The sequence below is a fragment of the Lutimaribacter pacificus genome, assembly GCF_900142185.1.
GTDB lineage: Bacteria > Pseudomonadota > Alphaproteobacteria > Rhodobacterales > Rhodobacteraceae > Lutimaribacter > Lutimaribacter pacificus.
In genome coordinates this window covers 797,779-817,612 of record NZ_FQZZ01000001.1, presented here as the reverse complement: position 1 = coordinate 817,612, position 19,834 = coordinate 797,779, and the positions used below count along the sequence as shown (strand labels likewise).

The 19,834-nt window shown below is 68.5% G+C and carries 17 protein-coding genes; 6 read left to right on the top strand and 11 right to left on the bottom strand.

Annotated features, from left to right (window positions below):
• Nucleotides 1-38: 38 nt before the first annotated feature.
• The 6 genes from F3H87_RS04020 to F3H87_RS03995 all read right to left on the bottom strand — a co-directional run bounded on the left by F3H87_RS04020 (nucleotide 39) and on the right by F3H87_RS03995 (nucleotide 6,926).
• Nucleotides 39-1,643 carry a carboxyl transferase domain-containing protein gene (locus F3H87_RS04020; RefSeq protein WP_149786329.1) on the bottom strand — a complete coding sequence of 535 codons (1,605 nt, stop codon included), beginning with the start codon at nucleotides 1,641-1,643 and terminating at the stop codon, nucleotides 39-41.
• A 58-nt stretch (nucleotides 1,644-1,701) separates the two neighbouring features.
• Complete coding sequence (locus F3H87_RS04015) at nucleotides 1,702-3,264, bottom strand: AMP-binding protein (RefSeq protein ID WP_149786330.1); 1,563 nt, start codon at nucleotides 3,262-3,264, stop codon at nucleotides 1,702-1,704.
• Nucleotides 3,258-3,560: a hypothetical protein gene (locus F3H87_RS04010; protein ID WP_149786331.1), complete on the bottom strand. Its 303-nt coding sequence runs from the start codon at nucleotides 3,558-3,560 to the stop codon at nucleotides 3,258-3,260. The genes F3H87_RS04015 and F3H87_RS04010 overlap by 7 nt, the downstream gene beginning before the upstream one ends.
• Nucleotides 3,561-3,585: 25 nt before the next feature.
• Entirely contained in the window at nucleotides 3,586-4,749 is a 1,164-nt protein-coding gene (locus tag F3H87_RS04005; protein WP_149786332.1) for an isovaleryl-CoA dehydrogenase, read from the bottom strand.
• 180 nt (nucleotides 4,750-4,929) lie between these two features.
• Entirely contained in the window at nucleotides 4,930-6,123 is a 1,194-nt protein-coding gene (locus tag F3H87_RS04000; protein ID WP_149787101.1) for a DegT/DnrJ/EryC1/StrS family aminotransferase, read from the bottom strand.
• Nucleotides 6,124-6,260: 137 nt separating this feature from the next.
• Nucleotides 6,261-6,926: an HAD-IA family hydrolase gene (locus F3H87_RS03995; protein WP_149786333.1), complete on the bottom strand. Its 666-nt coding sequence runs from the start codon at nucleotides 6,924-6,926 to the stop codon at nucleotides 6,261-6,263.
• 132 nt (nucleotides 6,927-7,058) lie between these two features.
• On the opposite strand from F3H87_RS03995, the gene glmU reads away from it, so the two are divergent.
• The 3 genes from glmU to F3H87_RS03980 are packed head-to-tail and all read left to right on the top strand — an operon-like array spanning nucleotide 7,059 to nucleotide 10,911.
• The gene (gene glmU, locus F3H87_RS03990; RefSeq protein WP_149786334.1) at nucleotides 7,059-8,414 is read left to right on the top strand and encodes a bifunctional UDP-N-acetylglucosamine diphosphorylase/glucosamine-1-phosphate N-acetyltransferase GlmU; all 1,356 of its coding nucleotides are present in this window, start codon (nucleotides 7,059-7,061) and stop codon (nucleotides 8,412-8,414) included.
• The gene (gene glmS, locus F3H87_RS03985) at nucleotides 8,414-10,237 is read left to right on the top strand and encodes a glutamine--fructose-6-phosphate transaminase (isomerizing) (RefSeq protein WP_149786335.1); all 1,824 of its coding nucleotides are present in this window, start codon (nucleotides 8,414-8,416) and stop codon (nucleotides 10,235-10,237) included. The genes glmU and glmS overlap by 1 nt, the downstream gene beginning before the upstream one ends.
• Nucleotides 10,234-10,911 (top strand): DNA alkylation repair protein, encoded by a 678-nt coding sequence (locus tag F3H87_RS03980; protein ID WP_149786336.1) that lies wholly within the window; start codon nucleotides 10,234-10,236, stop codon nucleotides 10,909-10,911. Before glmS ends, F3H87_RS03980 begins: the two co-directional genes overlap by 4 nt.
• 7 nt (nucleotides 10,912-10,918) lie before the next feature.
• Here F3H87_RS03980 and F3H87_RS03975 read toward each other — a convergent pair whose 3' ends face one another.
• Nucleotides 10,919-11,404, bottom strand: coding sequence for a hypothetical protein (locus tag F3H87_RS03975; RefSeq protein WP_317511038.1), 486 nt, complete (start codon nucleotides 11,402-11,404; stop codon nucleotides 10,919-10,921).
• An 82-nt stretch (nucleotides 11,405-11,486) separates the two neighbouring features.
• Here F3H87_RS03975 and moaA point away from each other — a divergent pair, with 82 nt between their 5' ends.
• From moaA to F3H87_RS03960, 3 genes are read left to right on the top strand one after another with little or no spacing between them, the layout of a single operon-like run.
• Nucleotides 11,487-12,497 carry a GTP 3',8-cyclase MoaA gene (gene moaA / locus F3H87_RS03970; protein WP_149786337.1) on the top strand — a complete coding sequence of 337 codons (1,011 nt, stop codon included), beginning with the start codon at nucleotides 11,487-11,489 and terminating at the stop codon, nucleotides 12,495-12,497.
• Nucleotides 12,494-13,768: a 3-deoxy-D-manno-octulosonic acid transferase gene (locus tag F3H87_RS03965; RefSeq protein ID WP_149786338.1), complete on the top strand. Its 1,275-nt coding sequence runs from the start codon at nucleotides 12,494-12,496 to the stop codon at nucleotides 13,766-13,768. Before moaA ends, F3H87_RS03965 begins: the two co-directional genes overlap by 4 nt.
• Before the next feature lie 13 nt (nucleotides 13,769-13,781).
• Complete coding sequence (locus F3H87_RS03960; protein WP_149786339.1) at nucleotides 13,782-14,840, top strand: glycosyltransferase family 4 protein; 1,059 nt, start codon at nucleotides 13,782-13,784, stop codon at nucleotides 14,838-14,840.
• Between the two features lie 3 nt (nucleotides 14,841-14,843).
• Here the strand turns inward: F3H87_RS03960 and F3H87_RS03955 are convergent, their stop codons facing one another.
• The 4 genes from F3H87_RS03955 to argE form a co-directional block, all read right to left on the bottom strand.
• A complete protein-coding gene (locus tag F3H87_RS03955; RefSeq protein ID WP_149786340.1) occupies nucleotides 14,844-16,007 on the bottom strand; it encodes a M20 aminoacylase family protein in 1,164 nt (387 codons plus the stop codon).
• 75 nt (nucleotides 16,008-16,082) lie between these two features.
• Nucleotides 16,083-17,255, bottom strand: coding sequence for a M20 aminoacylase family protein (locus tag F3H87_RS03950; protein ID WP_149786341.1), 1,173 nt, complete (start codon nucleotides 17,253-17,255; stop codon nucleotides 16,083-16,085).
• Between the two features lie 75 nt (nucleotides 17,256-17,330).
• The gene (locus F3H87_RS03945; protein WP_149786342.1) at nucleotides 17,331-18,680 is read right to left on the bottom strand and encodes an NAD(P)/FAD-dependent oxidoreductase; all 1,350 of its coding nucleotides are present in this window, start codon (nucleotides 18,678-18,680) and stop codon (nucleotides 17,331-17,333) included.
• Nucleotides 18,677-19,834, bottom strand: coding sequence for an acetylornithine deacetylase (gene argE, locus F3H87_RS03940; RefSeq protein ID WP_149786343.1), 1,158 nt, complete (start codon nucleotides 19,832-19,834; stop codon nucleotides 18,677-18,679). Before argE ends, F3H87_RS03945 begins: the two co-directional genes overlap by 4 nt.

The window sequence follows — 19,834 nt, the reverse complement described above, 5'->3', positions numbered from 1 at the left end:
GGCTGGCCTGATATGCGTATCGCCCCGTCATCGCCCGGTCACATACGGAACACGCCGAATTTCGTCTCGGCGATCGGCGCGCACAGCGTGGCCGACAGCGACAGCGCCAGCACGTCGCGCGTCTTGCGCGGGTCGACGACGCCGTCGTCCCAAAGCCGCGCGCTGGCATAGAGCGGGTGGCTCTGCTCCTCGAACATCTCGATGGTGGGGCGCTTGAACTCGGCCTCTTCCTCGGCCGACCAGCTGCCGCCCGCGCGTTCGATCCCGTCGCGTTTCACCGTGGCCAGCACGCCCGCCGCCTGTTCGCCGCCCATCACGCTGATACGGCTGTTCGGCCACGTCCACAGGAAACGAGGGGAATAGGCCCGCCCCGCCATGCCGTAATTGCCCGCCCCGAACGAGCCGCCCACCAGCATGGTGATCTTGGGCACCTGCGTGGTGGCCACCGCCGTCACCATCTTGGCGCCGTGGCGCGCGATGCCTTCGTTCTCGTATTTCCGCCCGACCATGAAGCCGGTGATATTCTGCAGGAAAACCAGCGGGATACGGCGCTGACTGCACAGTTCGACGAAATGCGCGCCCTTCACCGCGGATTCCGAGAACAGCACGCCGTTATTCGCCACGATCCCCACCGGGCAACCCTTCACATGGGCAAACCCGCAGACCAGCGTTTCGCCGAAGCGCGGCTTGAACTCGTCGAACCGCGAGCCGTCGACCACCCGCGCGATCACCTCGCGGATGTCGTAGGGGGTGCGCAGGTCGGCCGGCACCACGCCCAGGATCTCGTCGGGGTCATAGGCGGGCTCCTCGGGCGATTGCCACTGGACGCCCGCCGGTTTCGTGCGGTTCAGGTGGCTGACCGCGCGCCGCGCCAGCGCCAGCGCGTGCCCGTCATCCTCGGCCAGGTAATCGGCCACGCCCGACAGGCGCGTGTGCACGTCGCCGCCGCCCAGGTCCTCGGCCGTCACCACCTCGCCCGTCGCGGCCTTGACCAGCGGTGGCCCGGCCAGGAAGATCGTGCCCTGCTCCTTGACGATGATGGTCACGTCCGACATCGCCGGCACATAGGCGCCGCCCGCTGTGCACGAGCCCATCACCACCGCGATCTGCGGGATGCCTTTGGCGCTCATGTTGGCCTGGTTGAAGAAGATGCGCCCGAAATGGTCGCGGTCGGGGAACACCTCGTCCTGCTGCGGCAGGTTCGCACCGCCCGAGTCGACCAGGTAGATGCAGGGCAGATGGTTCTGCTCGGCGATCTCCTGCGCGCGCAGGTGTTTCTTGACGGTCATCGGGTAATAGGTGCCGCCCTTCACCGTGGCGTCGTTGCACACGATCATGCACTCATGCCCCGACACCCGGCCGATCCCCGCGATCACGCCGGCGCAGGGCGCGGCGCCGTCATACATGCCATGCGCGGCGGTCGCGCCGATCTCAAGGAAGGGCGCGCCGGGGTCGAGCAGGTTCGCCACCCGTTCGCGCGGCAGCATCTTGCCCCGGCTGACATGGCGGTCGCGCGATTTCGCGCCGCCGCCCGCCGCGGCCAGCGCGGCGGCTTCCTCGACCACGCGCAGCGCCTCCAGATGGCCGGCGCGGTTGGTCTGGAACTGGTCCGAGGACGGGATGGCTTGGGATTGCAGTTTCATGAGGTCTCCACCCGGTGAAAGAAAAATGGACGCGCGATCGGCCCGGCCCCGCGCCCGGTCATGGCGCTGCCGCCTCGGCAGTGGCACGGGCCTTCAGCTCCTTGCGGATTACCTTGCCCGTCACGGTCATCGGCAGCGCGTCGAGAAAGCCGATTTCCCTTGGATAGGAATAGCTTGCGAGACGCTCCTTGACCCATGCCTGAAGCTCTGCCGCCATCGCCTCTCCGGCGTCTTGGCCGTCCTTCAGCACGACATAGGCCTTGACGATCTCGGTGCGCATCGGGTCGGGCTTGCCGACCACGCCCACGGTGGCCACCGCCGGATGGGTCAGCAGGCAATCCTCGATCTCGGCCGGGCCGATGCGGTAACCGGAACTGGTGATCACGTCATCCTCGCGCCCGACGAAGCGGATGAACCCGTCCTCGATCACGCCGCGATCGCCGGTCACCATCCATTGCCCGCGAAACTTGTCGCGCGTCTCGTCCGGCTTGCGCCAGTATTCCAGCAGCATCGCGGGGCTGCCCGCGCGCACGGCGATATCGCCCTCGCCATCGGTCACGCTGCCCGCCGCGTCGATCACCGCGACATCGTGCCCCGGCACTACGCGCCCGATCGCACCGGGCCGCGGATCGAACAGCGCGCCGCAGGAGGTGGCGACCATGTTGCACTCGGTCTGGCCGTAGAATTCGTTGATCGTCAGGCCAAAGGCCCGCCGCCCCCAGTCCAGCATCTCGGCGCCCAGCGGCTCGCCCCCCGACGCGACCGAGCGCAGCCCCGGCACCGCCTGATCGGCGGCTTTGAGCATTCGCAGCGCGGTGGGCGGGAAGAACACGTTGCGCACCCCGCCCTGTTCGACGATCCGCGCCGCGCCGCGCGGGGTGAACTTGTCCATCCGCGCCGCCACCACCGGCACGCCCAGCGCCAGCCCCGGCATCAGCACGTCGAACAGCCCGCCGATCCAGGCCCAGTCGGCCGGGGTCCACAGGCAATCGCCCGGCTGGCCCAGGAAATCGTGGCTCATCTCGACGCCCGGCAGGTGCCCCGTCAGCACCCGGTGGCCGTGCAGCGCCCCCTTGGGCGAACCGGTCGTGCCGCTGGTATAGATCAGGACCGCCGGATCGTCGGGCGCGGTGTCGACGCCGCCGCTGGCCTGCGCGCTGTCCGGCAGGTCGGCCTGGCGCAGCACCGCCAGCCCCATCCCCGCCACCATCCCCGCGCCCTCGTCATCGGTGACGACGACGCCCGCGCCGCTGTCCTGCAGCCGGGTGACCAGGGCGTCGTGGCGAAACAGCTTGAACAGCGGCACCGAGATCGCGCCGATCCGCCAGGCCGCGATATGGGTGGCGGCACACAGGAACGACTGGCTCAGCAACACGCCCACGCGGTCGCCGCGCAGCACCCCGCGCTCGATCAGCGCGTTCTCGACACGCCGCGACAGGTGCCACAGCTCGCCATAGCTCAGCTCGCGGCGCACGCCGTCGGTCACGTCGATCAGGGCGATGCGGCCGGGGTCGCGCACCGCCCAGCCGTCGCAAACCTGGTGCGCCATGTTCAGCCCGCCGGGCAGATCCCAGCGAAACCCTGCACGAAGCGTGTCGTAATCGGGGGCCGGCGTCAGCATGTCTGTATCTCTCCCTCGGCGCGGCGATGGGCCAGCCGGCCGAAATCGTCCACGAAATATTCACGCGCGGCACCCGCGCAGGCGCAGCGCACCACCAGCCACAGCCCGTCCGAGGCCGCCGGCCGCGCCGCGCAATCGCTGGCCCGGCCGCCCTCTTCGGCATAGAGCGCGGCCATCCGCGCGATTACCCCGGCCTCGTCCGGCGCGGCGCTGCGCGTGCCCAGAAGGTAACCCATGACCGCCGCCAGCGCGACAAGCGCGGCCACCGGGGCCCATATGCGCAGACCGGGGGTCATGCCCCTTGTGCCGGTCGCCCCGGCATCACTGCATCGACGCCATCAGCTCGCGCCCAACCAGCATCCGGCGAATCTCGCTGGTGCCCGCGCCGATCTCCATCAGCTTGGCGTCGCGGAAGATGCGGCTGACCGCGCTGTCGTTCAGGAAGCCCGCACCGCCGAAGGCCTGCACCGCCTGGTGCGCCACGCTCATCGCCACCTCGCTGGCATAAAGCACGCAGGCCGCCGCGTCCTGCCGCGTCACCTCGCCCCGGTCGCAGCTCTTGGCCACCTCGTAGACATAGGCCCGCGCGCTGTTCATCGCCGTGTACATATCGGCGATCTTGCCCTGCATCAGCTGGAAATTCCCGATCGGCTGGCCGAACTGCTTGCGCTCGACCATGTAGGGCATGACCTCGTCCAGGCAGGCGGCCATGATCCCGGTGCCGATCCCCGACAGCACCACGCGCTCGTAATCCAGCCCCGACATCAGCACCGCGACGCCCCGGCCCTCTTCGCCCAGCACGTTCTCGAACGGCACCTCGCAATCCTCGAAGATCAGCTCGCCGGTATTCGATCCGCGCATCCCCATCTTGTCGAAATGCGGGCCCTGGGTGAAACCCTTGAACCCCTTTTCGATGATGAAGGCGGTCATGCCCTTCGCCCCCGCCTCGGGGTCGGTCTTGGCATAGACCACCAGCGTATCGGCATCCGGCCCGTTGGTGATCCAGTATTTCGACCCGTTCAGCACGTAATAGCCGTTGCGCTTGTCCGCGCGCAGCTTCATCGACACCACGTCGGACCCGGCCGAGGGTTCCGACATCGCCAGCGCGCCGACATGCTCGCCCGAGATCAGGCCGGGCAGGTATTTCTTCTTCTGCTCCTCGTTGCCGTTCAGCTTGATCTGGTTCACGCAGAGGTTCGAATGCGCGCCATAGGACAGGCTGACCGAGGCCGAGGCCCGCGCCACCTCTTCCACCGCGATGGTATGCGCCAGGTAGGACATGCCCGCGCCGCCGTATTCCTCGTCCACGGTGATGCCCAGCAGGCCCATCTCGCCCATCTCGCGCCACAGCGCGGCGGGGAACTCGTTGCTCTGGTCGATCTGCGCCGCCAGCGGCTTGATCCGCTCCTGCGCCCAGCGATGCACGGTTTCGCGCAGCGCGTTCACATCCTCGCCCAGATCGAACTTCATCGTTGCATTGAACATGAGGCCCCCTCCCAAGGGTTTATTGAACACTTGTTCATTAAATGGCACGAAAACCCGAGTCGGGTCAAGCGCCCTGCAATGCCGTGGAAACGTCCCTTGCTTCATCTTGCCCAGAAACTCCGGGGGTCTGGGGGCAGCGCCCCCAGCCGGTCGGATCGCGCAGCCGATCCGAAACCGGGATCAGCCGGCCTGCCAGACCGCGCCCACCTCAGCACGGATGATACGCGCGATCAGGCGGCAATCCTCTATGCTGAATGTCAGCGGCAGGCGCATGTCGACGATACCGCGCAGCACCCGGTCGGTGGCCGGCATCGGCTCGGACGGCGCATAGCGCCAGCTGTCATAGCGGCTGGTAAAGCCCTGCGGCTCGGCACCGCCGAACCATTTCAGCTCCACCCCCCGCGCGGCGCAGCGGCGGATCGCCTCCTGCACGCGCTCGCCCGCCCAGTCCAGCAGTAGAAACTGGATCGACGAGCCCACGAAATATTCCTCTGCCGGGCGCTCCACCACGCTCAGGCCGGGGGTGCCGCGCAGGCCCTCTTCGACGGCGCGGTACCGCGCGTTCCAGCGATCGCACTGTTCGGCCAGCCGCCGCAGTTGCGGGCGCAGGATCGCCGCGCGCAGGTGGTCCATCCGCCCCGAGATATTGGGCGTGTCATAGCGGACCGCCTCGAACGCCTGCGCATCCGGCGCGGCAAGGTGGCGATCATAGAGCATGTACGACCCCGACAGCATCACCGCCCGCGCCATCACCCCGGAATCGTCCGTGATCAGGAACCCGCCCTCGCCGGAATTGAGGTGTTTGTAGGTCTGCGTCGAATAGCAGCCGATCACCCCGTCCGTGCCCGACAGCCGCCCGCGCCAGCGCGCGCCCATCGTATGCGCGCAATCCTCGATCACCCGGATACCGGCGGTATCGCAGATCGCCATCAGCCGGTCCATGTCGGCAAGGTGCCCGCGCATGTGGCTCAGCATCAGCACATCGGCCTCGTCCGCCTTTGCCGCCAGGTCGTCGAGGTCGATCACCAGCCCCTCGGTCACGCCGACAAAGACCGGCACCGCGCCAACGCTTGCGATCGCGCCGGGCACCGGGGCCAGGGTAAAGGCGTTGGTCAGCACCTTGTCGCCGGGCCGCACCCCCACGGCACGCAGCGCGCAGGCCAGCGCATACCCGCCCGAGGCCACGGCAAGGCAGTATTTCGCCCCCATCGCCGCCGCGAATTCCTGCTCAAGCAGCGCCACCTCGCCCGGATCGCCCTCGGCCACATTGTAGCGGTGCAGCCGGCCCGAGCGCATGACGCGCAGCGCCGCCTCGATCGCCTCGTCGGGGATCGGTTCCTGCTGGGTGAAACTGCCGGCGAATATCTCGGTCATAGCCATAACAGATGCGCCAAGCCCGCCCACCCGTCAATGTCGCCAAGCGACATTTCGCATGTCGTGAACGTCCGGTCCGGCCTTTCTGCAACAGACAAGGCCGCGCCCGGCCCGCCACGGGGTCCGGCGCAGCCCCTTTAACCGATCAGCCGCCGCACCACGCCGGGCAGCTCGTCGAAATGCCCGATCAGCGCCTCGGGCAGCAGGTCCGCCACGCTTTTCCCCGCCGGGCCGAAGGTGACAAGGACCGATGGCACCCCGGCGGCGCGTGCGGTTTCGCGGTCGGTATCGGTGTCGCCGATCAGGCAGGCCCGCGCCGGATCGCCCCCGGCACGGCGCACCGCCTCGCGGAACGGTTCGGGGTCGGGCTTGCGCACCGGCAGGGTATCGGCCCCCACGAGCGAGGCAAAGGCATCGCGCACCCCCAGCCGCGTCAGCAGCGTCTGCGCCAGCCCCTCGGGCTTGTTGGTGCACACGCCAACCGCATAGCCCGCGTCGCGCAGCGCCGCCACCGCCTCCATCGCGCCGGGATAAAGCGTTGTATGCAGGTCGATGGCCCCGCCATAGGCATCCAGCAGAACGGGGTAATACCGTTCGATCTGCCCGGCCACATCCGCGTGCGCGACGCGGGTCAGCCCCAGCGTCAGCATCGCCCGCCCGCCGTGAAAGGCGGTGACGGCATCGCCCACCGGGTCCAGCACGTCGCCCAGCCCCATGTCGCGGAAACAATGGTTGGCCGCCGCGATCAGGTCGCCGCTGGTATCGGCCAGCGTCCCGTCCAGGTCGAAAATCACCGTGCGCATGGCATCTCCTGTCATGTGGCGGAAAACCGCAAACCCCTGTCACAATCGGCAATCTCAAGTGATGCCGCCCCCGCTTGCGCCATCACGGCAAGCCCGTATAACGGCGCAGACATATAACGAACGAGTTTGCATATGACCACGGCCCTGATCGTCCTTGCCGCCGGCATGGGGACGCGCATGAATTCGGACCTGCCCAAGGTGCTGCACCCGGTCGCCGGGGCGCCGCTGCTGATCCACGCACTGAAATCCGGGGCCGGGCTGGACCCGGCGCAGACGATCGTCGTCGCGGGCCACGGCGCCGGGGCGGTGGGCGAAACCGCGCGGTCCTGGGACGAAACCGCGCGGATCGTGCTGCAGGAAGAGCAGAAAGGCACCGCCCACGCCGTCGGCATGGCGCGCGAGGCGCTGGACGGGTTCGACGGCGACGTGATCGTGCTTTATGGCGACACGCCCTTCATCCGGCCCGAAACGCTGGAAGCCATGCAACAGGCGCGCGCGCAGCACGATATCGTCGTGCTCGGGTTCCAGGCCGCCGATCCGGGCCGCTACGGCCGGCTGGTGATGGCGGGTGACAGGCTGGAACGGATTGTCGAGTTCAAGGACGCCACGGATCAGGAACGCGCCATAACTCTTTGCAATTCCGGTGTTATCATGGCGGATCGCGCCACGCTGTTCGATCTGGTTGCCGGGGTGGGTAACGACAATGCCAGCGGCGAGTATTACCTGACCGACGTGGTGGGCCTGGCCCGCGCCCGCGGGCTGAGCGCCACCGCCGTCACCTGCGACGAGGCCGAGACCATGGGCATCAACAGCCGCGCCGAACTGGCCGGGGCCGAGGCCGCCTTTCAGGCCCGCGCCCGCGCCGCTGCACTTGAGGACGGCGTGACGCTGATCGCCCCCGACACCGTCCATTTCGCCCATGACACCGTGATCGGCCGCGACAGCGTGATCGAACCGAACGTCTTTTTCGGCACCGGCGTGACGGTCGAAAGCGGCGCGGCGATCCGCGCCTTTTCGCATCTCGAGGGCTGCCATGTCAGCCGCGGCGCGGTTGTCGGCCCCTACGCCCGGCTGCGTCCCGGCGCGGAACTGGCCGAGGACGTGCGCATCGGCAATTTCGTCGAGGTCAAGAACGCCATCCTGGACGAGGGCGCCAAGGCCAATCACCTGTCCTATATCGGCGACGCCCATGTGGGCGCGGGCAGCAATATCGGCGCGGGCACGATCACCTGCAACTATGACGGCGTGATGAAGCACCGCACCGAGATCGGCGCAGGCGCCTTCATCGGGTCGAACACGATGCTGGTGGCCCCGGTGCGGGTGGGCGCGGGCGCGATGACGGGCTCGGGCTCGGTCATCACCCGCGATGTCGGGGATGCGGCGCTGGCGCTGGCGCGCGCCGAACAGGTGAACAAGCCCGGCATGGCGCACAAGCTGTTCGAAATGCTCAAGGCCAAAAAGGCCAGACGCGACAAGGGAGAGGCATAATGTGCGGTATCGTCGGAATCCTGGGCACGCACGAGGTTGCCCCGACGCTGGTCGAGGCGCTGCGGCGGCTGGAATATCGCGGCTATGACAGCGCCGGGATCGCCACGGTGAACGCGGGCCGGCTGGACCGCCGCCGCGCGGTGGGCAAGCTGGTCAACCTCAGCGACCTGCTGGTGCATGAACCGCTGGCCGGCAAGGCCGGGATCGGCCACACCCGCTGGGCCACCCACGGCGCGCCGACGGTGGGCAACGCCCACCCGCATCGCGTGAACGGCGTGGCCGTGGTGCATAACGGCATCATCGAGAATTTCCGCGAATTGCGCGCCGAACTGGCCGAGCTCGGCTACAAGGCGGAAACCGAAACCGACACCGAAACCATCGCCCTGCTGGCCGCGCATCACATGGATCGGGGCGACGACCCGGTTACGGCCGCCGGCAAGACCATCGCCCGGCTGGAGGGGGCGTTCGCGCTGGTGTTCCTGTTCGACGGGCAGGACGACCTGCTGATCGCCGCGCGCAAGGGCAGCCCGCTGGCCATCGGCCACGGCGATGGCGAGATGTTCGTGGGCTCGGACGCGATCGCGCTGGCCCCGCTGACCGACCGCATCACCTATCTGGAAGAGGGCGACTGGGCCGTCGTCACCCGCGCGGGCGTGGAAATCCGCGACGAGAACAACACTCTTGCCAACCGCCCGGTGAAAACCATCCGCATCGACGCCACCCGCGTCGACAAGGGCGGGCACAGGCATTTCATGGCCAAGGAAATCGCCGAACAACCCCATGTGATCGGCGAGGCGCTGAGCCATTACCTGACCGCCGATGGCCGCGACATCGCCCTGCCCGACACGATGCCCGATTTCGCCGGGGTCGACCGGCTGGTGCTGGTGGCCTGCGGCACCGCCTATTTCGCCTGCGTCACCGCGAAATACTGGTTCGAACGCATCGCGCGTCTGCCGGTCGAGGTCGATATCGCCAGCGAATTCCGCTACCGTGAGCCGCCGGTCGCGGATGGCACGGTGGCGCTGTTCGTCAGCCAGTCGGGCGAAACCGCCGACACGCTGGCCGCTCTGCGCTATTGCGCCGACAAGGCCGCGCATGTGGTGTCGGTGGTGAACGTCCCCGAAAGCTCGATCGCGCGGGAAAGCGGCACGGCGCTGCCGATCCTGGCCGGGGTCGAGGTGGGCGTCGCCTCGACCAAGGCGTTCACCTGCCAGTTGACGGTGCTTTACCTTCTGGCGCTCAAGGCGGCGCGGCAGCGTGGGCACCTGGATGCGGATGCGCTGGCCGACCGGCTGAGCGCACTGCGCAGCCTGCCCGGCATCCTCAATCACGCGCTGGCGCAGGATCGCAGCGCGAAAAAGGTCGCGCGCAAGCTGGCCGAGGCCGACGACATCCTGTTTCTGGGACGCGGCCTGATGTATCCGCTTGCAATGGAAGGCGCTCTGAAACTAAAGGAAATCAGCTACATACACGCCGAAGCTTATGCATCGGGAGAACTCAAACACGGCCCCATCGCCCTGATCGACAAGCGTATGCCGGTGGTGGTAATGGCCCCGCGCGATGCGCTGTTCGACAAGACCGTGTCGAACATGCAGGAGGTGATGGCGCGCGGCGGCAAGGTCACGCTGGTCACCGACGAGGCCGGGCTGGCCGAGGCCGGCGACGGCGTCACCCACACGCTGGTGATGCCCACCGTTGCCGACGACCTGGCGCCGATCCTCTATGCCATCCCGGCGCAGCAACTGGCCTATCACACCGCCATCGCCAAGGGCACCGATGTGGACCAGCCGCGCAACCTGGCGAAATCGGTGACCGTGGAATGACGCCCGGGGACGCACTGGCCGAACTGCGCGCCGCCGCCGAACCCGGCCGGGCCGAGGGCATGGCGCAGTATCACAAGCTGCCGCGCCCCTACCTGGGCGTGCCCAACCCGGCGCTGAACGACATCACGAAGGGCTGGCGGCAGGGCATGGACGTGCCCGCCCGCGTGGCGCTGGCCGATGCGCTGTGGCAGACCGATATTTTCGAGGCGCGGCTTGCCGCCGCCAAGCTGCTGACGCAGGCCCGCCTGCGCCCCGACGACAGCGCCGCATGGGCGCTGATCGTGTCATGGGTGCCCGATTTCGACAGCTGGGCCATCGCCGACCACGCCATGATGGCGGGGCAGAAACGGCTGGTGGCCGATCCCGCGCGCATCGATGAGGTCGAAGGCTGGACGACATCGGACAGCCACTGGACCCGCCGCGCGGCGATGGTGATCACCCTGCCCTTCACCAAGCAGAACCACCCCGACGAGACCGAAACCGCGATCCGCGAGCGGGTGCTGGGCTGGGCCGCCGGTTACGTGCGCGACCCGGAATGGTTCATCCAGAAATCGGTGGCATGGTGGCTGCGCGAACTGTCGAAACACGACCCCGACCGCGTGCGCGCCTTCATGGCGGAAAACGGGCGGCAGATGAAACGGTTTGCCCGCAAGGAAGCCGAGAAATACCTGTGACCGCGCGTTAACCGCCTGCAAAGACGCGAATCTCCGGCAGGCCGGCCAGCGGCGCGCCGACCAGCCGCATCGCGGCCAGCGACAGCCGGCTGCCCGCCGTCGCGGCGCCTTCTATCGGGATCAGCTGCACCTGCGCGGTTTTGCCCTGGTATTCCACCCGGCCGGTGCCGGGCGTGGCGACAAGCGGCGTTTCCAGCCAGAAACCGGGCCGTGCCGGATCGCCCAGCGCGGCGATGGTCACGCCGAGGTCGCGCCCGCCGGGTGCGGCCGGGGCGGCGGCGGCCTGGCGTTCCTCTTCCGTGGTGGTGTCCAGCGCGTCGGCGGTGCGGGCGCCCGCGGGCGGGCGGCGGCCCCCCGTTTCAGGCCGCGCCACGGGATGCACCTGCCCGTCGCCGGGCCGCACCGAAACGGCCTGGGCCGGATCGCGGCCGGGCAACAGCGCGCAACCGGCCAGAAGCGGCACGATCAACAATCCGGGAAATCGCTTCATCATGGGCAAAATGTTACGCGCATATCCCCCCGCCCGCAATGCAATCCCCTTGCCCCGGCGGAGGTCCGCGCCTAGGTTCCCCACCATGACCGACGCCCCGCTCATAGACCCGTTCGCACGCGCCATCACCTATCTGCGCGTCTCGGTGACCGACCGCTGCGATTTCCGCTGTGTCTATTGCATGTCGGAAAACATGACCTTCCTGCCTAAGAAGGATCTTCTGACGCTGGAAGAACTGGATCGCATGTGTTCGACTTTCATCCGGCTGGGCGTGGAAAAGCTGCGCATCACCGGCGGCGAGCCGCTGGTGCGGCGTGGGATCATGTCGTTTTTCGACAGCATGACACGGCATCTCGACTCGGGCGCGCTGAAAGAGCTGACGCTGACCACGAACGCCAGCCAGCTCGACCGTTTCGCCGACGATCTTTATGCCGCGGGCGTGCGGCGGGTGAACGTGTCGATGGACACGCTGGACGAGGCGAAATTCGCCGAGATCACCCGCTGGGGCCGGTTGCCGCAGGTGCTGCGCGGGATCGACGCGGCGCAAAAGGCGGGGCTGCGGGTCAAGATCAATGCGGTGGCGCTGAAGGGCGTCAACGAGGACGAGTTGCTGTCGATGACGGAATGGGCGGCCTCGCGCGACATGGACCTGACCTGGATCGAGGTCATGCCGATGGGCGATATCGGCAACGAGGACCGGCTGGACCAATACTGGCCGCTCAAGGATCTGCGCGCCACGCTGGCCGAACACTACACGCTGACCGACCTGGCCGAACGCAGCGGCGGCCCCGCCCGGTATGTCCGCCTGGAAGAAACCGGGCAGAAGATCGGTTTCATCACGCCGCTCACGCATAATTTCTGCGAAAGCTGCAACCGCGTGCGCCTGACCTGCACCGGGCAGCTCTACATGTGCCTGGGGCAAGAGGACATGGCCGACCTGCGCGCGCCGCTGCGCGCCCATCCCGACAGCGACGCCGCCCTTGAAACGGCCATTCGCGCCGCCATCATGCGCAAGCCCGAGGGCCATGATTTCGACTATTCCCGGCAAACCGTGGACGGGCGCGTCAGCCGCCACATGAGCCACACCGGCGGATGAGCGGCGCGCCCCTGCCGGTGCGGCTTTATTCCGGTCTGTCCGCGCTTCTCTATCCCCTGTTCGCCCGGCGCGAGGCCGGCAAGCTGCGCACCGCCGGGCTGGAGGCGCGCACCGGCGAAAGGCTGGGCCGCGCCACCGCCGAACGGCCCGATGGCCGGCTGGTCTGGCTGCACGCCGCCAGCGTCGGCGAAAGCCTGTCGGCGCTGCCGCTGATCCGGGCGCTCGGGCAGGCGCATCCGGGCTGGTCCTTCCTGCTGACCTCGGGCACCGCATCCTCGGCCGCCATCGTCGCCGACCGGCTGCCGCCGCGCACGCGCCACCAGTTCGCGCCGATCGACGGGCGCCCGGCGCTGCGGCGGTTCATGGCGCATTGGCGGCCCGACGCGGCAGTGTTCATCGAAAGCGAGCTTTGGCCCAACATGCTGCGGATGCTGCGCGCGCGCGGCATCCCGATGGCGCTGCTGAACGCGCGGATTTCCGACGGCACGGCGCGCAACTGGCAGCGCGTGCCGGGCACCGCGCGGTTCCTGCTGGGCGGGGTCTCGATGATCCATTGCCAGGACCGGCGCACCGCCGGTCATTTCCATGCCCTCGGGCTGACGCAGGCCTGCGCCGGTGTGAACCTCAAGGCGGTGGCCGGCCCCCTGCCCGTCGACCGGGCCGGGCTGGAGCGGCTGCGCAACGCCATCGGCACCCGCCCCCTCTGGGTTGCCAGTTCGACCCATCCCGGCGAGGACGAGATCGTGGCGCAGGCGCATCGCGCGCTGCTGGCGGATCATCCCGACCTGCTGCTGATCCTCGTGCCGCGCCATCCCGAACGCGCCGACGGGATCGAGGCGATGCTGCGCGACGCGGGCCTTGCCACCACCCGCCGCAGCCGGGGCGAGGCACCGGGCGGCGCGGTCTACCTGGCCGACACGTTCGGCGAAACCGGGCTGTGGTATGCGCTGGCGCCTATCGTGTGCCTGTGCGGGTCGTTCACGCCGGTGGGCGGGCACAACCCCTATGAGCCCGCCCATGCCGGCGCGGCGGTGATCCACGGGCCGCTGTATGCGAATTTCACCAATGCCTATGCCGATTTCACTGCGGCCGGGGGCGCGACCGAGGTGGCGGATGCCGACGCGCTGGCCGCGACCGTGGCGCGGCTTCTGGCCGATCCCGGCCTGCTGGCCGACGAGCGTGCCGCCGCCCGCGCCTTTGCCGGAAACCAGTCACAGGCCCTTGACGATCTGGTCAGGCAACTGGCAGACGCCCTGACATCGGACCGGTAACAAAGGCCGCCCCATGACCGACCCCGCGCAGATCGACGTCATCGCCCCGAATTTCAAGAAACGCCTGTCCGGCGTCACCGCGACAGTGATCCGGCTGGTGCCGTTGCAGGCGCGCGACATCGCCATCGCCACCACCGGCCCGGAACTGCCCGCCGACATGCCGCAGATCCCGCTGTCGCGCCTGCCCTTCATGTCGCGCAGCGGGCCGTCGGGCGCGCGGGTCTGGCACGCGCGACGCAATATCGAGATGCTGGCCGGGCTGGGCCTGAAATACCTGCTGGGCAAGCGGCTGAAGCTGGTCTTTACCTCGGCCTCACAGCGCCACCACACCGCGCTGACGAAATGGCTGATCCGGCAGATGGACGCGGTGATCGCCACCTCGGACAAGACCGCCGGATATCTTGAGCGCGAGGCGACGGTGATCCGCCACGGCATCGACACCGACAGCTTTTGCCCGGCCGCGGACAAGCCCGCGCTGCGCCGCGATCTGGGCCTACCCGAAACCGGCCCGGTCATCGGCTGTTATGGCCGCATCCGCGCGCAGAAGGGCACCGACGTGTTCGTCGACGCGATGCTGCGCGTGCTGGCCGATCACCCGCAGGCCACCGCCATCGTGATGGGCCGCGCCACCGAGAAACACCAGGCGTTCGAACAGGGGCTGAAGGACCGCGCCGCCGCCGCCGGCCTGTCCGGCCGGCTGCTGTTCCTGCCCGAGGTGCCGGTCTGGGAGATGGCGCGCTGGTACCAGGCGCTGGATCTTTACATCGCGCCGCAACGCTGGGAAGGCTTCGGGCTGACCCCGCTCGAGGCGATGGCCTGCGCCGTGCCGGTGATCGCCACCCGCGTCGGCGCGTTCGAAGAGCTGGTCGCGGGCGGGCAGACCGGCACGCTGATCGCTGCGGGCGACGTGGATGCGATGGTGGCCGCCGCCAACGCGATCCTGGACGATCCCGCGCGGCTGGCCGTGTGGTCGCAGGCGGCCCGCCGGCACGTGCTGGATCATTTCCGCATCGCGCAGGAGGCCGCCGCGATCACCGCGATCTACCGCTCATTGCTGGCGCAGCGGGGCTGAGGTTCAGGCCGCCGGCATCCGCTTTTCGACCAGCTCGGCCCACCACGAACAGCCCGCCGGGATCGCCTCGTCGTCGAAATTGTATTCCGGGTGGTGCACCATCGCGGTGTCGCCATTGCCGACAAGGATATAGGCGCCGGGCCGTTCTTCGAGCATGAAGGCGAAATCCTCGCCGCCCATGACCAGCGGCGCCTCGTCGCAATCGCCCGATACCGATTTCGCCACCTCGGCGGCAAAGGCAGTTTGCTCGTCATGGTTCACCATCACCGGGTAGTTGCGGAAATAGTCCAGCCTGATCGTCCCGCCGAACGTGGCCGCCACGCCGTCGCAGATCGCCTGCATCCGGGTTTCGGCGAGGTCGCGCAATTCGTTCGACAGCGTGCGCACGGTGCCCTTGATCGACACCCGCTGCGGGATCACGTTGAACGCTTTGGACGAGGTTTCGAACGAGGTGACCGACACCACGATATTGCCCACCGGGTCGGCATTGCGGCTGACGATGGATTGCAGCGCGGTCACCAGATGCGCGGCCATCAGCGTGGTATCCACGGTTTCCTGCGGCTTGGCGGCGTGACCGCCCTTGCCCTCGCACTCGATCTCGATCAGGTCGGTGGCGGCAAAGAAGGGGCCCGGACGGATGGCGAAGCTGCCCACCGGGCGGCCGGGCCAGTTGTGCATCCCGTATACCTCCTGGATGTTCCAGCGATCCATCATGCCGTCGTTGCACATCTCGCGGCCACCGCCGCCGCCCTCTTCGGCGGGCTGGAAGATCACCACCACGGTGCCGTCGAAATTGCGGGTCTCGGCCAGGTATTTCGCCGCGCCCAGCAGCATGGCGGTGTGCCCGTCATGGCCGCAGGCATGCATCGCGCCATCGGTTTTCGAGGCATAAGGCAGGCCGGTCTGTTCGTGGATCGGCAGCGCGTCCATGTCGGCGCGCAGCCCGATCACCTTGCCCGAGCCGTTCGCCTTGCCCCTGATGACGCCGACCACGCCGGTCTTGCCGATGCCGGTCACCACCTCGTCGCAGCCGAATTCCGTCAGCTTCTCGGCCACGACCGCGCTGGTGCGGTGGGTGTCGAACAGGATCTCGGGATGTTCGTGCAGATCCCGTCGCCATCCGGTGATTTCATCGTGCAGTTCTGCTAAGCGGTTCTTGATCGGCATGTCCGTTGACTCTCCTGTCGTCGTGTTTTCGCCGCATCGTGTGGGGGTGGCGCGGGAATGTCCAGCGCCGCGCCGTCACGTCACCGGCATCCGGCGTTCGACCAGCTCGGCAAACCAGCTGCAGCCCAGCGGAATGGCCTCGTCGGCGAAATCATAGGCAGGATGGTGGCACATCGGGGTATCGCCGTTGCCGAGGAAGATATAGGCGCCCGGCCGCGCTTCGAGCATATAGGCGAAATCCTCGGCCGGCATGACCGGCGCGGTGTTGCGGTCGACCTTGTCGGCGCCCGCGACCGCATCGGCGCAATCGGCGGCGAAAAGGGCCTGATCCTCGTGGTTCACCGTGGGCGGGTAGCCGCGCATGTAATCCACATCGGCGGTAGCACCGTGGCTGGCGGCGATGCCGGTGGCCAACGCGGTCAGCCGCTCTTCGACCAGGTCGCGCACATCGGCGTCGAAACAGCGCACCGTGCCGCGCAGTTTTACCGTCTGGCTGATCACGTTCTGGGTGTCGCTTTCGGTCAGGAAGGTGGCCACCGTCAGCACCGCGTTCTTCACCGGGTCGACATTGCGCGACACGATCCCGTTCAGCGCCACGACGATCTGGCTGCCCACCAGCACCAGGTCGATCGCCTCGTGCGGGACGGCGGCGTGCCCGCCCCGGCCGTTCAGCGTGATCACGAACTCATCGGCCGAGGCCATCTGCGGGCCGGGACGGATCGCGAACTGCCCCACCGGCAGGCCCGGCATGTTGTGCAGGCCATAGACCTCCTGCACGCCGAACCGGTCCATCATGCCGTCCTGCACCATTTCCAGGCCGCCGCCGCCGCCCTCTTCGGCGGGCTGGAAGATCACCACCACGGTGCCGTCGAAATTGCGGGTCTCGGCCATGTATTGCGCGGCGCCCAGCAGCATGGCGGTGTGCCCGTCATGGCCGCAGGCGTGCATCGCGCCGGGGGTCTTGCTGGCGTAAGGCAGGCCGGTGATCTCGTCCATCGGCAGGGCGTCCATGTCGGCGCGCAGCCCGATCACCTTGCCCGAGCCGGTCTTGCGGCCGCGGATCACGCCCACCACGCCGGTGCGCCCGATACCTTCCACCACCTCGTCGCAGCCGAAGGCGCGCAGCTTGTCGGCCACGACGGAGGCGGTGCGGTGGGTGTCGAACAGGATCTCGGGGTGCTCGTGCAGATCGTGCCGCCAGGCGGTGATCTCGTCATGCATTTCGGCCAGGCGGTTCTTGATGGGCATCCCTGCAACTCCTGCTTTTCGTTTCACATACCGCAACCCTGCCCCATGGCTGCGGGCACCGCAAGCGGGCGCGGATTACAGGTCGGGGCCCGGACGGATCGGCGACCCGTCCGAAAAGCGCCCCCAGCGGAACCGATGCATGTCATGGCCGGGATCGTCGCCGGTCACGAGATCCGCCACGATGCGGCCGAACCCGGGGCCGATGCCGAAACCGTGGCCGCACATGCCCGTGGCCACCACCAGCCCCGGCAATTCCGCGCAATGATCGACCACCGGCACCACGTCGGGCATGGTGTCGATCATGCCGGCCCAGGCGGCGCTGACCGGGGGATCGCCCGCGCCGGGGCAGCGTTCGCGAAACGCCGCATGGGCGCGGCGCACCCGGCCCGGTTCGGGCGCGGGATCGAGGATGCGCATCCGTTCGAAGGGTGTTTCCTCGTCCGGGCGCCAGCGCCGTGGCGTGCGCCAGCCATCGGGATAGCCCTTGCGCGCCAGCCCCCGGAACGACACCGGGAAACCGCCCTGCCGCAGCACCGGCAGGAACGCGCGAAAGGCGCGGAACGCATCGGGGCCGATGAAAAACTCGGACATCGTCGCCGGCGCCAGCGAATAACCGCCATCGGCGCGGCGGCGCAGGGCGACGCGGCCGTCTATGGCCGCGCCCGCGAATGCCTCCGGGCAGGGCCCGGTCGCCGCCACGGTCGAACGCACCGAGAGTTGCGGCAGCCATGCGCCGTGGTTGCGCAGGAACAGCGCCGACCACGCGCCGCCCGCCAGCACCACGCGCGGCGCGGCGATGCGGCCGGCCTCGGTCATCACGCCGGCCACCTGGCCCCGCGCCAGGTCGAGGCAGCGCACGGCGCAGTCTTCGCGGATCGCCACGCCTTCGGACGCGGCCAGCCGGGCGATTTCCGGCACCGCGACCCAGGGCTCACCCACCATGTCGCCGGGCGTGTGCAGCGCGCCGACCCAGTCGCCCTTGAGCCCCGGCACGATCCCCGCCAGCCCCGCCCGGTCGACCAGCCGGCTGTCGAGCCCCTCATGCCCCCGCGCATCCTCCAGCCAGGCGGCATAGCGGCCCATCTCGGACGGATCATCGGCAAGGTAGCTGACCCCGACCGCCGCCACGCCCAGCCGCCCGCCGCACTCCCGGTCCAGCGCGCGCCACAGCCCGCGCGCCTCAAGCGCAATCGGAATCTCGGCCAGATCGCGCCCCTGCGTGCGAATCCAGCCCCAGTTGCGGCCCGATTGCTCGGCCCCGACCCGGCCCTTTTCCAGCACGACGACGCGCTGCCCCTTGCGGGCCAGATACAGTGCGGCGGTGATGCCGATGATGCCGCCACCGATCACCACGCAATCGGCCGCCTGCGGCAGCGGGGCGCAATGTTCCGGCGGGTTGGACAGGGAAAAGGGCAGCCCGCTCACAAACGCTCCAGCAGGTTGCGCATGAAGTCGTGGCCGGCATTGAACTGTTCCACGGTGATGAACTCGTCGGGCTGGTGCGCCTGCGCGATATCGCCCGGCCCGCAGACCACAGCCGAATAGCCGCGTTCCTGGAACTGCCCGGCCTCGGTGCCGTAGCTGACGACGTGGGTGGCGTTGTCGCCGGTGATGGCGCGCACCAGCGCCTCGGCCTCGCCCTGCTGCTCGGGTTTCAGGCCCGGCACGCCGAAGCGCGGGGTGACGTCGATCCCGGCATCCGGGTGCACCGCCTTCATCCCGGCCTCGACCTCGGCGATCCTGTCGAGCACGCGGCGGCGCCAGGCGCCGGTGTCGTCGCCGGGCACCGCGCGGAACCCCAGGTCGAACCCGCAATGCTTGGCGGTGATGTTGGCGGCAGTGCCGCCCTCGATCAGGCCGGTATGGAGCGTGGTATAGGGCGGGTCGAACAGCGTGGCCATCGCATCGGGTGTCTTTGCAGCCTCTTCGGCATTCACCTCGTTGGCCCAGTTGATGATCTTGGCCGCCTCCATGATGGCCGAAACGCCGCGATAGGCGATCGAGCTGTGCACCTCGAACCCCCGGACATCCACCCAGAAGCCCTGCCCGCCCTTGTGGCCGGTCACCGCCTGCATCATCGACGGCTCGCCCACGATCACCGCGCTGGCCCTTGGCAGGGTTTGCAGGATGCGCTCGATCATCGGGGGCGCGCCAGTGCAGCCCACCTCTTCGTCGAAGCTCAGCGCGATCTGCAGCGGGCGGGAAATATCGCGGTATTTCGCCTCGACCAGCGCCCAGAGCGACAGCGCGTCAAACCCCTTCATGTCGCAGGTGCCGCGGCCGAAATACTTGCCGTCGCGTTCCACCACCGTCCACGGGTCCGATGCCCAGGGCTGGCCATCGACGGGCACCACGTCGGTATGGCCCGACAGCACGACGCCGCCCTCGATCCCGGGGCCGACATGGGCAAAGATCGCCGCCTTGTCCCGTTCCTCGTTATAGAAGCGGTGCGCGGCGATGCCGTGGCTGTCCAGATAATCCTCGACCCAATCCACCAGCGGCAGGTTGCTGTCGCGGCTGACGGTGGGAAAGCTGATGAGCTTGGTCATCAGGTCCAGCGGGGAAAGCCGGTCTGCCAT

Coding starts and splice junctions, on each gene's coding strand:
- glmS (WP_149786335.1), top strand. CDS start 8,414: ATGTGCGGTATCGTCGGAATCCTGGGCACGCACGAGGTTGCCCCGACG.
- F3H87_RS03955 (WP_149786340.1), bottom strand. CDS start 16,007: ATGCCGATCAAGAACCGCTTAGCAGAACTGCACGATGAAATCACCGGA.
- F3H87_RS03975 (WP_317511038.1), bottom strand. CDS start 11,404: ATGATGAAGCGATTTCCCGGATTGTTGATCGTGCCGCTTCTGGCCGGT.
- F3H87_RS04005 (WP_149786332.1), bottom strand. CDS start 4,749: ATGTTCAATGCAACGATGAAGTTCGATCTGGGCGAGGATGTGAACGCG.
- argE (WP_149786343.1), bottom strand. CDS start 19,834: ATGGCAGACCGGCTTTCCCCGCTGGACCTGATGACCAAGCTCATCAGC.
- F3H87_RS04000 (WP_149787101.1), bottom strand. CDS start 6,123: ATGACCGAGATATTCGCCGGCAGTTTCACCCAGCAGGAACCGATCCCC.
- moaA (WP_149786337.1), top strand. CDS start 11,487: ATGACCGACGCCCCGCTCATAGACCCGTTCGCACGCGCCATCACCTAT.
- F3H87_RS04010 (WP_149786331.1), bottom strand. CDS start 3,560: ATGACCCCCGGTCTGCGCATATGGGCCCCGGTGGCCGCGCTTGTCGCG.
- F3H87_RS03950 (WP_149786341.1), bottom strand. CDS start 17,255: ATGCCCATCAAGAACCGCCTGGCCGAAATGCATGACGAGATCACCGCC.
- F3H87_RS03995 (WP_149786333.1), bottom strand. CDS start 6,926: ATGCGCACGGTGATTTTCGACCTGGACGGGACGCTGGCCGATACCAGC.
- F3H87_RS03980 (WP_149786336.1), top strand. CDS start 10,234: ATGACGCCCGGGGACGCACTGGCCGAACTGCGCGCCGCCGCCGAACCC.
- glmU (WP_149786334.1), top strand. CDS start 7,059: ATGACCACGGCCCTGATCGTCCTTGCCGCCGGCATGGGGACGCGCATG.
- F3H87_RS04020 (WP_149786329.1), bottom strand. CDS start 1,643: ATGAAACTGCAATCCCAAGCCATCCCGTCCTCGGACCAGTTCCAGACC.
- F3H87_RS04015 (WP_149786330.1), bottom strand. CDS start 3,264: ATGCTGACGCCGGCCCCCGATTACGACACGCTTCGTGCAGGGTTTCGC.
- F3H87_RS03960 (WP_149786339.1), top strand. CDS start 13,782: ATGACCGACCCCGCGCAGATCGACGTCATCGCCCCGAATTTCAAGAAA.
- F3H87_RS03965 (WP_149786338.1), top strand. CDS start 12,494: ATGAGCGGCGCGCCCCTGCCGGTGCGGCTTTATTCCGGTCTGTCCGCG.